The following is a 15070-nucleotide window of genomic DNA, read 5'->3' as shown; positions in this document are numbered from 1 at the left end:
TAAAGATGGAGGTTAGTGATTGTGAGTTTACAATTAATAAAGGCAGCTAGAGAGGGAGATAAAGATCATTTATTAACATTGTTAAATATCGGGGCGAATATAAATGCACAAGATGACGAGGGGAATACAGCCGTTATGGCAGCGACCCAACAAAATCAAATGGAAATTGTGCAAGTGCTAATAGCGCATGGTGCAGATATCAATATTCGAAATAAACGATTAGATAATGTGCTTTTATACGCAGGTGCTGAAGGACTCCTTGAAATTGTTCAATTAGCTATCCAAGCAGGAGCCGATACAACAATCACCAATCGCTACGGTGGCATTGCCATTATTCCGGCATGTGAACGGGGGCATATTGAAGTTGTAAAGGAACTGCTCACACATTCTGATACGGATGTGAACCATATCAATGATTTGCACTGGACAGCATTACTCGAGGCCATCATTTTAAGTGATGGTGGCAAAACACATCAAGAAATTGTTCAATTGCTCATTGATCATGGAGCAGACATTACGATTACAGACAAAGATGGGGTAACACCTTTGCAACATGCGAGGAATAGAGGGTATCGAGAGATGATTGAGATAATGGAAAAGGTAACAAAGTAAGTTAATTAATTACTTTGTTAAAATTGTAGATAATATAAAATTAAACGATAAGCTGACTCCTAAAAAGGTGTCAGTTTTATTTATTTTTTCTGCGATTAGAAAGTACAAATAGTAATTAGACATGTTTTCTAGTAATGATATTTTTAAAGTCAAGGGGAATCATGATGAGGCGATCTTGGTCTTAGCCCATAGACACCCTATTCTAAGAAGTCATCTGCATTTTTTGACCTCATCAATGGTTACTTTCACATGTGCAACCATCATTTATTCCCGAGTTAGGCTCTTTTTCATGATGGATAGAGGAAGAAACCACTGGGGTCTTTTATTCATTAGGTCTTTAGAATAGGCAGAGATTTGATAGAAATAGCCGGTGATCATTTTGCTCGATTGTTGAGCAGTCTCTTTCTTAATATAGAGAAGATATACAATGATAGATAGGAAGAGTCGATTATCCATAGGCATCATCGTCCTTAGCACCTTTTCAAAGGTGATGAACAGGCATATCCTTAATCCGGGTTTCTTACGGTATACTTTTAGTCTAACAGCCCCGCACGCTTTATGGACGACTGATAACGGAAAGTGGGCTGTATTTAGTGATCATGCTCCTTATAATAACCAAGCTTTTTCATTGTCATATGAGAAATTCCAAATTCCTTATGACGCTTGATTCTAAAGAATTTCCATGGAATCAAATCACAAAATAAAAAGTATTCACCTCTTACAGCCCAGCCCATATACTAAAGCGAATGAGATTTAAGGAAGGCGAGTGAGTGGTATGGCTGTTTTATATATAGATTATCAATCACCTAATAACCAATATATGTATGACTTGCGAAATAACCAACTTTTCAAAAGGGACAACCAAAACTATATTAATGCTTTAGGGAGGGATCAGCTAAACACGCTTGGGAATGTGTCAATGTTAGATATTTTTCTTAGTAAAGAGAAATATGTAGAACCTCATATCCATCAAAATGCTTCAGAACTGGTCTATTGTGTGAGTGGTTCTGCGGTCGTTTCCTTTATTAATCCCTTTACAAATGAGTTGAAAAATATACCAATTAAACCAGGACAAGTAGCAAATGTCCCTCAAGGTTTTTGGCATTATGAGGTAGCGACCGATGATAACACGCATTTATTAGCTATTTTTGATGCTCCTTATCCACAAGCTATTTATGGCTCAGATATATTGCGATTAACTCCAAGTAAAGTGATGTCTGATAACTATTGTCTTGATCAGGATAAATGGGAAGAAGCGATTTCACCTATTACTAACACAGTAATCATTGGCCCATCGGCGGATTGTCAACGACATACAACCCAATATCATAATACCCAACACTATTACCAACCTAATTCTCAAACTCAACATACTCAACAAAAACAATTTCACCCTATTCAGTATCAACCATATGATTGAAGCTTTTAGAATTAGCTGCCTGCTGAGGCAGCTTTTTTTATTGTGGATTGATATGACAAAGTATTAGCCTATAGGCAAGAATACAATCAAAAGGAAGTTGTACAAATAACATAATTTATAGATTAAAAAAAGGGAGGTTTCATCGTGTTAGTTAGTAGAGAGAAAAAGAAATATTGTCGTAAATGTAATAAAAGATACTACTCCCATTGTGATAAATGTAATATATGTTGTCCTGGTGCAATCATCATCGGTATAACTGGTATAACTGGTATAACTGGTGTAACGGGTCCTCCCGGTCCAGTGGGAATTGGGGTAACCGGTATGACTGGTATAACGGGTCCAACCGGTCCAGTTGGATTTGGAGTTACCGGTATGACTGGTGTAACGGGTGCAACCGGCCCCACTGGTCCGACAGGAATAGGAGTCACCGGTCCAACTGGACCATCAGGAGGACCACCAGGACCAACAGGAGTAACGGGTCCGACCGGTCCATTCGGTGGCCCAACCGGTCCGACTGGTCCGACTGGTCCAGCAGGAGGCCCTCAGGGACCAACAGGAGCAACCGGACCGATTGGTCCCACAGGACAAACGGGTCCGACCGGTCCGACAGGAATAGGAATTACAGGCCCCACAGGACCATCAGGCGGCCCTGCTGGTCCAACAGGAGTAACGGGTCCGACCGGTCCAGCAGGAGGCCCAACCGGTCCGACTGGCCCAACCGGTCCAGCAGGCGGTCCACCAGGTCCGACAGGAGCAACGGGGCCTATAGGTTCAACGGGACCCACTGGTCCAACGGGTGCAACTGGTCCAATAGGAATAGGTATACAAGGTCCGACGGGTGCAACTGGTCCAAGTGGTGGAGGTGGTGGAAATTTCCTTCAAACATTAACAATGGGTAGTATCAATGCAGAATTACCATTTAACGCAGGTGGAGGGAACTTTCAGGCAGTAGGTGCATTAGTATTTAATCAAACAGAGCAAACGGTATCAGAACTTTCGTGTTACATTGTTCAAGATGGCAACGTAACAGGTGATTTTCAAATGGCTATTTTAAGTCCTGTAGGCAATAATAACGCAACAGTAATTGCGGTCACACCTCTTGTTAATACAATCACACCAGGAGTATTTAACTTACCACTTGTTTCACCAGTCACATTACTAGCAGAAGAACAATATTATTTAGCTGTATATAATCAAGTAAATGGATGTAATATTGGTGCAGAAACGGCCGGTTATGCTAGTACACAAGATGCCCCTTCAATTAATTTTAGAGCACAAAATTTACAAGGGTTTTTTATTGGTCAAAACATCAATACAAGTGATGTTAGTCTACAACTATCACCATGGGTTGCAGCTCAATAAAGAAATGATGAATGAAACAATTATATGCTATGAATTCAAAGAACAAAGCTAAGATAGTCTTTGTTCTTTTTTAATGGTAGTTTGTTATTTTCTTAATTACCATCTTATCTAAGGGTTACAGCTCAACTTGTATGCCCATATAGAACTTCATTTCTTACTTAATAGAAGAATCCTCAATATATAAGACAAGCAATCCCTTATACTTTGCACGGCACCGATACCAATTTAACACTCAAAAGTTAGGTATATTACATTATTTTATAATTAATTGAGTAGAAGTAGGAAAAAAACTATGGTTTATTTGTAAAAAAATACAAAAAAGTAAATGGTGATATATAATATGGTTATCTGAAAAACCTTCTAAAGAGAGAATGATAAAGGAAAGAAATACAAATGGAGGTGTATTGTTAATGGAGAATATCATACCCATTGCGATTATATTCCTTGTATTTGGTATTAGTTTATGTATGGTATATTGGGGAATTTCGCAGCTTTATCGGTTGTTTTTTCAACCAAAAGTACAAGATCAGCAGAAATTGCTGATGGAGATAGCAGAGCTAAAAGAAATGGTTCGTTCAATTGAAAGAGAAATGAAGCAACAAAATATCGAAAAGTAGGTTAAGAGATGACTATAATTCATGAAAAAAACAATCGCTGGATTTCACTGATTGCTGAGCCACTTCATTTAAGCTTCTATCCCTTACAAAGTGGCAAGCGGTATAAAGTAGAGCTTATTAGGCATTCAGTAACGAAGAATAAGCTCATTAAAAGAGTTTCTTATGCTCAATTTATTGCAGATGAACATGGGAAAATTGACTTAGCAAGCGCAAAGCCATATGAAGGCACTTATACTGAAACGGACGCAATGGGTCTTTTTTGGTCGATGCAAATAGAAGAACAAACAGAAAATAAAAGCGAGCCGTACATAAGATTAAATCCTCATGAATATGAAATTGCTCTTTATAGAGATAATATTTGTTTAGATAAGAAAATAATAGTGAGGAAATGGTATAAAGATAAAAAAGTGGATAGTATTACAATTAATGGTGATGGTTTGATTGGGAGATATTATTATCATCGGCATTATAAAGTAAGACCTTCCATTATAGTCGTTTCAGGTTCTGAAGGGGGGACAAACGATTTTGCTGCGAGTGCATTAACTGCATATGGCTTTAACACATTGGCTTTAGCTTATTTTGGTGAAGAAGGATTAAATGACAGATTGGTAGAGGTCCCTCTAGAACTCATTGAAAATGCAATTATTTGGTTGACGAATAGAAGGGATGCTCATCCGAACTGGATAGGAATCCATGGAACATCAAGGGGTGGTGAGCTAGCTTTGTGGTCATCTGTCTTGTTTGATGAAATCACAGCAGCTGTCTCTCTTAATGGTTCAGCCGTTTCTTTTGCAGGCATTGTGCCATGGTCTGAAGCAAGAACGTTACCGCCTGCTTGGAATTTTCGCGGACAAGCCTTACCATATGCCTCTAAAGAAAACCCTGTAGAGGTAGCATCCTATTGTAGGGCACAATGGATGAGAGGAGGGAATCCATTATCGTACTGGTACGATTGTTTGTATGAACTCAATAAAGCCATTATCCCTATCGAAGAAACCAAAAAGGAATACTTATTGATATCTGGAAAAGAAGACGCTAATTTTCGTTCTTCTGTTTTTCATGATGTATGTACACATGAAAATATTCAAAAACATTTTTATGAAGCAGCAGGCCATGAAATCGGGATACCGTATTTACCGATTGTAGCCAATGGCTTTACGGGTGGTTCAAAAGCACAAACAGCAAAAGCGAGCGTGCACTCATGGGAAGAAACAATCGATTTTTTTAGGAGAAGTTTCGCGAAAAAACTGGGGGATGAATAATCAATATGTTTGTCGGTTTAAGTTGACTTAGCCAGTGGCTGAAGGGTCGGAATGTTTATTAAATTTATTGTATTAGGAGTATTATTTATTGATATTCGATAAAGATATTAGTAATATACAGTTATATATTTACAGAAAAGGAGTGCATTTCTTGCAAAACTTTTTCCGCATAAATGTCATTAGCTTCTGTATAGCTCTGGTATTTTATCTTCCAATAACACTAATGGCAAACGTTTATCGATTTGCACGGTTATCAGGTTTTGAAACTAGAACAATGAATATCATTATTATAAGTGCTATTTTGATCGGCTTTATTGCTATCACAGTATGGCTTATTTTTCTTATTCTTAAATGGTTTGAAAAGAGAAAGATTCATTATTGGTCGCTTCTCTTGTGGCTTCCTTATCTAGTTGTTTTCTCTTATGTAAACAACGTCTTGTTTCCTATTACTTATCCTGCAGACAGCCCTAATCCCTCTACAGGATTATTTATTCTTGGAGGCTTTTTTGTCTATCCAATATACATATTTTCTCTTAATTCTGTTGCTTGGATGAGGGAGTAGAGTTAATCAATTGTTTTTGGGGAGTGAAATAATGATGAAAGAGGTTATTTATAATCACGAAGACTTATTAAAGATGCTTGATTTTAATAGAAATAAGAAGCATGGAAGTGATTTGAACAACTTAATTGCTTATTTGGCGTACCAGGTTTGTTAACAGCATTGTTTCAAAAGAAGGGATGATAACAGGTCAGTGGAAAAATGGGTCGGTGCAGCAGCAATTTGTATAAATGAAGAAAGTCAGTTACTAATGGTGCTTCAAGGCAAACCAGAAGAAGAGAAGACATGGTCTATACCGTCTGGTGGTTTAGAGGCAAATGAAGATTTAGAACATTGCTGTTTGCGTGAACTACTGGAGGAGACGGGCTATATTGGTGAGATCTCTGGTAAGGTTAAAGTCAAAAAAGATGTGCTTAAAGAATTAAATATAATCATTGAAGTCCACTATTATTTAGTGGAGATTATTGCAGGTCAAATGAGTATTCAAGACCCAGATCATCTTATTTATGATATTGCTTGGAAGGGCATCGATGAAATGCAAAGTCTATCGTTATCTTTTCCAGAGGATAGGGGATTGTTAATATACTGTATGAAATAGCAACGAACTTGCTTATTGTATCGAAAGAAAATTTAGTAGATGAATAGAGATAACTTGCGAAAGAAGGAGAAACAAACTTTGGCGAACAAGCATTAGTAGCCTTTACAAAACATTTGGTTGCAATCGCAACCTTTTTTTATGGAAGAAATAAAAACAGGGGGAGTCATGATGGGTAATCTAAAAGGTAAAGTGGCTCTAATCACAGAAGCTAGCTCAGGTATTGGGCGTGAAACAGCATAGGTGGCGCGGGAGAGAGCATTCATTATGCTGCGACTAAAGGGACTCTGGATACAATGACGATTGGAATGTCGAGGGAATTTATAGAGTACGGTATCATTGTAAACGGAGTGGCACCAGGGTTTGTTGACACCCCTTTCCATGAAAAATTTGCCCCAAAAGATGACCGGCTAAAACGCATGTCCGCCACAACATCAATTAAAATGGCTGCTAAACCGATGGAAGTAGCAGTGTGCGTGACCTTCCTCGCATCTGATCCCTTAAAATATATAGTAGGCGAAACAATCAATGCGAGTGAGGGAAGGTAAATAGTAATGAATTCAAAACAATGGTAGATGCTATTCGTACCTTATGTTTGTTTCAACCTGTGAAAAAATAAAATGTGTAACTGTTTGTGCAACTGGACTCATTTTATCAATGAATGCTTCTGCTTGCGCAAATGTTTCAAAATGCATTTTAAGCATAAAACAGGCACTTCCGGCAATGCGATAACAAAATGCGACGTTAGGCAATTTCTTAATATTATTTTTAAAAGATTGATAATCACCATTTTTCACCGTTGCTTCGATGATACATTGAATCGGCAAGCCTAATCTTTCATGATCTACTTCTAATGTATATTTTTTAATTACTCCAAATGACTCCATTTGTCTTATGCGTTCTGTGACAGAAGGGGAAGACAAATTCACTCTTCGACCAATCTCACTCATGGATAAACGGCTATTTTGATGTAATTCATTAATGATTTTCTTATCAATATCATCGATTTTCATTTTTAAAAGTAAATCCTCCTATAACGTTTAATATTAAAATAATTTGTTGCATTTTCATTTTGAATTTAATGTAAATGGGCTTTTTTATTTCTTATAATAATAAATATTATCAAGGAGGTGCTTTAAATGGCAAGAATTGTCGCATCAAATATTGGAGAAACCCCTTTTCAAAGATTATTAGGACATAATAGTGAATTATTGGAGGATTGGAGCAGATTAGGTGATACGCTAGAAACAAAAGGGTTCCTATCTGCCGAATTAAAAGAACAAGTAAGGCGAGCTTTGGCACAAGGAAATGGTTGTACTTATTGTAAAGCTAAAGGTAGACCAGAACCTGACAAATATAATGAAAAAACAGCAATTGCCGTTGGATTTGCAGAAGTATTTTTAAAGAAAAAAGGGGACATTCCGCATTCATCTTTTGAGGTTTTAAAAGAAATATTTACCGTTGAGGAAATAAGTGAACTTTGTGCCTTCATTTGCTTTACAACAGCTTCTCAGTACTTTGGGGCAATGATGAATTTAAAAGGCTCTCGTTCTTTATCTCAGTCAAGAGAGTAAATTATTTACCTAATGAGCGAACTTATAAAAAATGGGGTCAAAGATCTTATACACATTTATAAAAGAAGGAGGTGGCCAAGGGTGGCCCCTTCTTTTTCTCATTTAGTGGATTTCCTTTACAGCGAGGTGAAGACTAGAGTAGGTTTTTACTTTAAAACTAACGCCAAGTGAAACCATTGTCTGAGCGATTTCTGGGCGGATACCCGAGATTTTCGCTGAAATGCCGACTAATTGAAGTGCTTCAATTACATCGAATAATTGCTTGGCGACCATTGTGTCAATAATGGGTACGCCTGATAAATCAAAGATGATATGCTCTAATTCCAGATTAGAAGCAGACGTTATTGAGACATGCATCAGTTTTTGTGCACGATTTGTATCCATAATACCAATCAAAGGGATGACCCCGAGTTTTTCTGTAATTCTTACAATGGGAATTGAAAGTTCCTCGGCTGCAGATTCTGCACTAAGGATTCGCTGATTAAACTGTTTCGAGTAAGACATACTCAGCCAATAAACAGCACGATCTACTACAGCATCAAATTTTGAAATGATATCGTAAAATACATCAATACTTAGAGAGAAATCATTGGCCGTTTTCTTAATGATTTCACCGATCAGTGATCGATAGTATCTTACTTCCTCAATTGCAGTTTCAAGATTTAAGTTAAGATTTGCCCATAGATTAACCGTTTCTTTTCCCCATTCTTGTAAGGTTTCAAACGTGTGCTCTTCGGATGTTGAGATAGATTGAGCATAAATATTTATTAACTTTTCTCGCCAAAGTTTGATATCCACTTGTGTTTTATTTGTATAGGATTGATTAGCTGCTATGTGTCGCTTTTCTGCTAATAAAGGTTTTTGAGTAATGATTCTTTCAGTTATTTGCTGTAAATGTTCTTCTATTTTTATTGTCAATAGTCACAGCCTCCAATTTATGTCACTTTTAATGGTAGCATGTGTGAGAGGGATGACTCAAGAAAAAGGCAAGTGAACATCCACTAGCTACTAATAGTCACCCATATAATCTAGATTGACTTAATTGTATACATTTGTATACAATTATAATGTGCGAAGGAGGTGAGATAATGAAAGATAAACAAAGTGAATTTGAGGATCATCCTAGAGATGAGCGAAGGGGCAAAAGAAACCGCCCGCATAAAGAGGGGGCTAAAACATTTCGTAGAGGACGAGCGCTCACTTTTTTAGAGAGCTTAAGGCTCAAGGAATCGATTTTGAAGAAACAATTAACATCACCAGAATTGCAAACCATTAATCCTATATTAGTGGGAGAGTTGAAAGCAATAGATATGATTATTGAAGAATACATCAATCATTTTCATTTGAACGAATTAGCGAGTGAGTCAGAACTGAATATGGAAAAGGGGGATGAGCATGAAACAAATTAATCGATATATTGATAAGGTGTTTTATCAATACGATGAACTCCTAGAGGAGGTACTTCAATCAATTAATGAAAATGGAATGAGAGCTATTTCTGTTTCTCCTTCTACAGGGAAGCTTTTAACCTTGCTCGTATCAACATCAGGAGCAAAGAATGTTCTTGAAATTGGTGCGCTCGGTGGATACAGTGGCATTTGTTTAGCACGAGGATTTGGGAAGTCGGGAGAACTAACATCATTAGAAATAGAAAAAAGCTTTGCCGAATTAGCTTCAGGCAATTTAGCTAAAGCAGGGTTTAGTGAGCAAGTATCTTATATCGTAGGTCCAGCTCTTACAAGTCTAGCAGTACTTGAAGAGGAACGGAGACAATTTGATTTCTTCTTTATTGATGCCGATAAGGAAAACTATGAAAATTATTTAATTGCTTGTATTAAGCTTGCAAAGGATGGTGCATTAATAGTCTGTGATAATGTACTTGCAAATGGTAGTGTAGCGGATGAAAGTAGTGAGCCTAAACGTTATACAGAAAATATGAAGAGATTTAATCAAATAGTCGCTAGTCATCCTCAACTAGAGTCTACTTTAATTCCAATAGGCGATGGTTTAACCATTTCAAGGGTGAAAAAATAACCCATAGATAAAAGTGCTCACCAGCTTCTTACCTCGTAAGCCGGCGCGCACTTTTTGCTTATTAATCGTAAAAAATCAAATGAATATTACTACTGGTACGAGATTTAGCGAAAAATTCTGCTTCATTTCCTCCGTCAACAAATTTACCGATACTGCGGAAAATCCCGCACTCTCCCCTTGCAATATTGCGATAGCCGACATAATCATTATAGCTTTCGGGATCGTACTCCCATAACTCTACTTTCACTTTTCCTTTTGGACCAACATAGTTATCACGACAAATCATATAATCGCCACCAGTAGAAGCATAAATTTCACTTTCTGCGCCGTTACTTGATAAACTCTGTTCACCTAAATAATCCCATCCACTACTAGCAGTAGCAGTAATAGGGATAAGACAAATAACTAATAATGCACATAGAGAAGCTTTTACTTTCTTCATCGCCATTCCTCTTTTCTGTTCGGATTGTAAAATAATTTCCTGTTTATCCTATCAGTATTTTATGGAAAATATGACGAATCGTATGTTATCACACTTGCTTTATCGAGTAGGATTAGCTCCCTAACCTTACGCCTCTTTTGATTGAGGGTATAAAGTTGGAATTATATTTTAGTAAAATAATCTTGTCTTTCTTATACATGCAATGACCATTAAACAATGTTATAGTCAAAGAAAAAAAGTGAGGCATATATATGTATAGATGTTCTTGGTCAAATAGCAATCAATTAATGCAGAATTACCATGATAAGGAATGGGGTATTCCTAGTAAAGATGATCGCTATTTGTTTGAAATGCTTTCATTGGAAGGTGCTCAGGCAGGTCTATCTTGGCAGATTGTTCTATCTAAAAGAGCTAACTACCATGAGGCGTTCCATAATTTTGATATTAAATATTGTGCGAGTTTAACAGACGCCGACCTATTAGCCATTAAAGAGAACCACGGTGTGATTAAGCATTTAGCCAAACTACAATCAGTTAGAAATAATGCTCGCGTTTTATTGGAAGTTCAAAAAACATACGGCAGCTTTGCAGCGTACATTTGGAGCTATGTAGATCATATACCTTATCAGAATGAGTGGCAATCCGAAGATCAAGTCCCTGCTCAAACGGAATTATCTAGCCAGATAAGTAAAGATTTAAAAAAGAAGGGATTTAAATTTGTAGGTCCTGTAACCATATATAGTTTTATGCAGGCTGTGGGAATGGTTAATGATCATGTGACTAATTGTATATGCTACGAACCAGTAGGAAAATAAAGGGATGGCGACTGTCATTCCTTTTCTTATTTATAACAATAAAAGTAAAGCTATTTAAGTGGTAACCTTAAAGAAAATTTAAACCAACCAGCTCATTCTATATTTATTATTGCTACTGAATTAATCAGGAATAGGAGTTCAAAATTAGGCATGAAGTTAGGAAATCCATCTTCTTGATAGTAGCAAACAATAATCGTAAACAAGATTGCTTGAGCGAATACAACAGATATATAAGGATATAAATTCCGTATTCATTCAAGCAACGAGGAAACTATGTTGTAAAAAACATCTTTCAGATGAAAAAAGGTAGAGTAAGGACAAAATATTTAAGAGTGTGTGTTAAGATATTCTATTTTAATAGCTCTTCCAAGCACGTTCATATTTCTCGATTAAGGTTGGATGAATCAAGGTATTCACTTCCGGCTCAATAGGCATGCCTTTACTATCTATCATTTTCTCATCGATATCTTTTCCAAAAGCGGTGAGTGCTTCTAATACCTCATTCGTTAAAAACTTTGTATCAACAGAAATATCGACATCTTCAAGTGAGATGGGCTCCCGCTTAGCAAGGACAAACCCCCAATCGCCAAAACTTGGAATATCAACGTGGAAGTTCTCAGTATACAGTTCTGTTGCTTTGATGGTTTCATTAATTGACCAGTACACCTCAGTGGCAAAAGTAGGGCTTGTTGCTTGAACCATCATTGAGCCACCAGGGAGCAGATGGTTGCGTAATAACTGATAAAATTCTAGTGTGTATAGTTTATTAAGTGATTCATTGTTTGGATCAGGTAAATCCACAAGTATGATATCGTAAAAGGTATCATCTTCCTTCATATACTGGAAAGCATCTTTGTTAACAATTTTAACGCGTTCATCTTCAAATGCATGATTATTCAGCACGGTGAGTTCATGATGATGTTTACCTAAATCAGTGACTATAGGATCGAGATCAACCAATGTCATTGTTTCAATTTGTTCATATTTTTGCAGTTCCCGTAAGGCTAAGCCATCTCCTCCACCTAGTATGAGGATATTCTGCGGGTTATCAGCTGTTGCTACAGCAGTGTGAACTAGGGTTTCATGGTAACGGTATTCGTCATCTGAACTAAACTGCAATTGCCCATCCAAAAACAAACGTAAATCGCCTTGTTCTTTTGTGAGGATCACTTGTTGATAATCTGTTTGTGTATGATAAATAATCGGATCTTGATATAGTTTTTGCTCAAATAAAAAGGCCGTTTTTTCACCAAAAAGGACACCAAGTGTGAGAACGAAGAGGATGATCAATCCAGATATGGCATGGCGTCTATAGTGTTTGATTTCTGTTTTGAAATAATATAATACCCATAGAGCGACAACTACGTTTATAATTGCCACTAAAAAGGCGGTTTTAACAAGTCCAAACTGAGGACGTAATAAATAGACAAAAAGTAATCCACCAATTAATCCACCAGCATAATCTGAAAAAAGAACCTTGGCTGTGCTCTTTTGCACCGTAATACCAATTTCGTTTGCTTTCCTAATCAGAATGGGAAGTTCAACTCCAGTTAAGGCACCAACAACGAGTGTAATGAAATATAAAAAGAATGCATCCATACCAGAGCTTAAGAAGGCGGTCACGCCGAAAAGAATGAAAATCGAAAATCCACCAAGAATACCGATGGCGTACTCAATCCAAACGAAGGAAAGAATTAAATTTTTGGTGACTTTTTCGCTTACTGCAGCACCAATTCCCATTCCTGTTAAAAATAAGGAAATGGTGAGCGTATACTGTTTTACACCGTCTCCAAGAAGATAGGAGCCAGCTGCTCCGAATAATACTTCAAAGATAATACCACATATAGAAACAATACCAGATGCCCAGTAAATGGCTTTACTTTTGTTTAAACTTAAATCATTCATAAAGGAGGACTCCCTTGTTTTCTTCTGTAAAAAAAGCAATCGACTAACATTAGTCGATTGCATACTGCTATACTTCATTAAGTAATAGAAGCACCGATGATAAATCCTAAACCGATGGAGACGCACATGCTAATAATAGCTACTGAAATATTTCCCTTTTTCAATTGTTCCTCCACTGAGAACTTGCGTGTGAATAGTTCAAATAGGAAATAAGCGACCATTTGTAGAAGAATCCCCACTAATCCCCATATAACGGTATCTAAAATGGTACCACTATTATAAATAGAGAAAGCAAGCACAATGGATATGCCGACAATTTTCCCGCCAACTGATAAGGCGACAGCATGGTTACCGTTTAAAATTTCGTCCCAATCTTTATATTTTGTTGTTAATAACTCAAATACAACGACGCCAACTAAAATGATGGCAACAGCAATGAGAAAGTATATAAGTGTTAAAATAAATGGTTCCATATCATTTCTCCTTTTCTAGCTAACTAGTTATTTCCCTGAACCAGGGCCGCCACCACGTACGGTTGATGAGCGGATGGAACGTGTGTTATCACTATTTTTATAATAGCCTCCTGAGGAGTAATATCCCCCGTAACAATCTTCTCTATATTGACATTCGTTTTGTCTCTTATTGACCCAATTATCTGACCCTAAAAGGTTATTAAGCATCCAAACTGCGAACAATCCATTAAAGAATGTTGGTTGATAATTATCTCTCACAAATCCTTGTGACGCCACTTCGATAGCTGAATTATTTGTATCATTTTCGTCCTCTGTCACAATTACAAATAAATCATCATAAACGAGTACTTGTTTCATATCATGCTTTTCACTTATGTTTGTTGGTTCCTGATATCCTTTTAATTCGACAACCACTTGGTCAATCGTTTGATCTTCAGCTATGTAGATTTCAGAAAGATCAGAGGTGTTATCTTGACTACTAATCACATCATAAAATGTATAATGATCATTAATAAATGCTGCAATCCCATGATTAAATGTAGTTGAACCGCTTGTTTGTGTACCACTCCCACATGCGGTAAGCATGAGGGTAAAAGAAATCAGCACAAAGAAAAGTGATTTTTTCATTTTTTCACCTTCTTTTTATTATCATTGGCTAGCCATCTGAAGAGACTTTTCTACAGATGGCTAGGATACAAAACTTACTTACCAAGTTTTTTCTTCAATGCTGCCAGTTCATCATCGACATCATTTTTCTCTAGAGCAGCGAATTCGTCATCAAGGCTACGATTAGATTGACGTAAATCTTCACTCGTTTCTGCTTCAGCTTCGTATTGTAGAACTTTCTCTTCCATCCGTGCGAACCCTTGTTTAGATGTATCATTACCGATATTTGAAAGCGTGCGGTTCATTTTAGTACGAGTTTTAGCAGACTCTGCTCTCGCTTTTAAGCTATCTTTCTTCAGCTCCATCTCTTGATATTCAATTTTCATTTCATCAAGTTTGGTGCGTAGCATCATCGAATCACTTTGTGCAGAAACATAGGATTCTTTTAGCGTATCTGCTTTTTGTTGATGTGCTTTCTTGTCTTCCAATGCACGTCTTGCAAGATCGTCATTGCCGGCTTCAACGGCCTTCATTGCTTGGTCACCACGTTTATCTACCATGCTCTGTGCTTCCGTATATTTCTTTTGCAACATTTTTTCATTAGCTATTTGCTTGGCTACTGATGTTTCAACTTCTCTAATATCTTCTGCCATATCTCTCATATATTGTTCTAACATCTTTACCGGATCTTCAGCTTTATCTAAAGCTGCATTTAATTCTGATTCTACTACCGTCTTCATTCTTCTAAAAAATTTAAACAAAATTATCGACCTCCGTCTGATTTTTCGCAGGGA

General features: G+C 37.1%; 20 protein-coding genes. 13 read left to right on the top strand and 7 right to left on the bottom strand.

The annotated features are described in order from the left end of the window. Positions 1–21 precede the first annotated feature (21 nt). From MKX29_RS04065 to MKX29_RS04025, 9 genes are all read left to right on the top strand, one after another. On the top strand, positions 22–612 hold the full coding sequence (locus MKX29_RS04065; protein WP_341104137.1) for an ankyrin repeat domain-containing protein: 591 nt from the start codon (positions 22–24) through the stop codon (positions 610–612). Between the two features lie 427 nt (positions 613–1039). Next, positions 1040–1279 carry a hypothetical protein gene (locus tag MKX29_RS04060; RefSeq protein ID WP_341104135.1) on the top strand — a complete coding sequence of 80 codons (240 nt, stop codon included), beginning with the start codon at positions 1040–1042 and terminating at the stop codon, positions 1277–1279. Positions 1280–1387: 108 nt separating this feature from the next. Beyond that, entirely contained in the window at positions 1388–2032 is a 645-nt protein-coding gene (locus MKX29_RS04055) for a cupin domain-containing protein (protein ID WP_341104133.1), read from the top strand. A gap of 321 nt (positions 2033–2353) precedes the next feature. Then, complete coding sequence (locus MKX29_RS04050) at positions 2354–3394, top strand: hypothetical protein (RefSeq protein ID WP_445662702.1); 1041 nt, start codon at positions 2354–2356, stop codon at positions 3392–3394. Positions 3395–3804: 410 nt separating this feature from the next. Beyond that, positions 3805–4011, top strand: coding sequence for a hypothetical protein (locus MKX29_RS04045; RefSeq protein WP_224934755.1), 207 nt, complete (start codon positions 3805–3807; stop codon positions 4009–4011). 8 nt (positions 4012–4019) lie between these two features. After that, complete coding sequence (locus MKX29_RS04040) at positions 4020–5273, top strand: acyl-CoA thioesterase/bile acid-CoA:amino acid N-acyltransferase family protein (RefSeq protein ID WP_341104130.1); 1254 nt, start codon at positions 4020–4022, stop codon at positions 5271–5273. Positions 5274–5424: 151 nt separating this feature from the next. Next, entirely contained in the window at positions 5425–5835 is a 411-nt protein-coding gene (locus MKX29_RS04035) for a hypothetical protein (protein ID WP_341104128.1), read from the top strand. 190 nt (positions 5836–6025) lie between these two features. Next, the gene (locus MKX29_RS04030) at positions 6026–6430 is read left to right on the top strand and encodes an NUDIX hydrolase (RefSeq protein WP_341104125.1); all 405 of its coding nucleotides are present in this window, start codon (positions 6026–6028) and stop codon (positions 6428–6430) included. Positions 6431–6666: 236 nt separating this feature from the next. Beyond that, a complete protein-coding gene (locus tag MKX29_RS04025) occupies positions 6667–6975 on the top strand; it encodes an SDR family NAD(P)-dependent oxidoreductase (protein WP_341108193.1) in 309 nt (102 codons plus the stop codon). A gap of 30 nt (positions 6976–7005) precedes the next feature. Here the strand turns inward: MKX29_RS04025 and MKX29_RS04020 are convergent, their stop codons facing one another. Then, a complete protein-coding gene (locus tag MKX29_RS04020; RefSeq protein ID WP_307317228.1) occupies positions 7006–7440 on the bottom strand; it encodes an Lrp/AsnC family transcriptional regulator in 435 nt (144 codons plus the stop codon). A gap of 126 nt (positions 7441–7566) precedes the next feature. Between MKX29_RS04020 and MKX29_RS04015 the strand changes: the two genes are divergently transcribed. Next, a complete protein-coding gene (locus MKX29_RS04015; RefSeq protein WP_341104123.1) occupies positions 7567–8001 on the top strand; it encodes a carboxymuconolactone decarboxylase family protein in 435 nt (144 codons plus the stop codon). Between the two features lie 102 nt (positions 8002–8103). Here MKX29_RS04015 and MKX29_RS04010 read toward each other — a convergent pair whose 3' ends face one another. Beyond that, the gene (locus MKX29_RS04010) at positions 8104–8919 is read right to left on the bottom strand and encodes an STAS domain-containing protein (RefSeq protein WP_341104121.1); all 816 of its coding nucleotides are present in this window, start codon (positions 8917–8919) and stop codon (positions 8104–8106) included. Positions 8920–9089: 170 nt separating this feature from the next. Here MKX29_RS04010 and MKX29_RS04005 point away from each other — a divergent pair, with 170 nt between their 5' ends. Both MKX29_RS04005 and MKX29_RS04000 read left to right on the top strand, forming a co-directional pair. Continuing rightward, the gene (locus MKX29_RS04005; protein ID WP_341104118.1) at positions 9090–9410 is read left to right on the top strand and encodes a hypothetical protein; all 321 of its coding nucleotides are present in this window, start codon (positions 9090–9092) and stop codon (positions 9408–9410) included. After that, positions 9397–10035, top strand: coding sequence for an O-methyltransferase (locus tag MKX29_RS04000; protein WP_224934773.1), 639 nt, complete (start codon positions 9397–9399; stop codon positions 10033–10035). The genes MKX29_RS04005 and MKX29_RS04000 overlap by 14 nt, the downstream gene beginning before the upstream one ends. A 61-nt stretch (positions 10036–10096) precedes the next feature. On the opposite strand, the gene MKX29_RS03995 is transcribed toward MKX29_RS04000, so the two are convergent. Next, entirely contained in the window at positions 10097–10477 is a 381-nt protein-coding gene (locus tag MKX29_RS03995) for a hypothetical protein (RefSeq protein ID WP_224934775.1), read from the bottom strand. Between the two features lie 251 nt (positions 10478–10728). On the opposite strand from MKX29_RS03995, the gene MKX29_RS03990 reads away from it, so the two are divergent. Then, a complete protein-coding gene (locus tag MKX29_RS03990) occupies positions 10729–11292 on the top strand; it encodes a DNA-3-methyladenine glycosylase I (protein ID WP_341104114.1) in 564 nt (187 codons plus the stop codon). Positions 11293–11646: 354 nt separating this feature from the next. Here the strand turns inward: MKX29_RS03990 and MKX29_RS03985 are convergent, their stop codons facing one another. The 4 genes from MKX29_RS03985 to MKX29_RS03970 form a co-directional block, all read right to left on the bottom strand. Further along, complete coding sequence (locus MKX29_RS03985) at positions 11647–13260, bottom strand: polyamine aminopropyltransferase (RefSeq protein WP_341104112.1); 1614 nt, start codon at positions 13258–13260, stop codon at positions 11647–11649. A gap of 14 nt (positions 13261–13274) precedes the next feature. Continuing rightward, entirely contained in the window at positions 13275–13670 is a 396-nt protein-coding gene (locus MKX29_RS03980; RefSeq protein WP_289432988.1) for a DUF350 domain-containing protein, read from the bottom strand. A gap of 27 nt (positions 13671–13697) precedes the next feature. Beyond that, complete coding sequence (locus MKX29_RS03975) at positions 13698–14297, bottom strand: DUF4247 domain-containing protein (protein ID WP_289432989.1); 600 nt, start codon at positions 14295–14297, stop codon at positions 13698–13700. Positions 14298–14371: 74 nt separating this feature from the next. Beyond that, positions 14372–15037 (bottom strand): PspA/IM30 family protein, encoded by a 666-nt coding sequence (locus MKX29_RS03970; protein WP_341104106.1) that lies wholly within the window; start codon positions 15035–15037, stop codon positions 14372–14374. Positions 15038–15070 lie beyond the last annotated feature (33 nt).

The sequence above is a fragment of the Cytobacillus sp. FSL R7-0696 genome (genome assembly GCF_038006865.1).
GTDB classification, from domain to species: domain Bacteria; phylum Bacillota; class Bacilli; order Bacillales; family Cytobacillaceae; genus Cytobacillus; species Cytobacillus kochii.
This window is presented reverse-complemented; position numbering and strand designations above follow the sequence as displayed.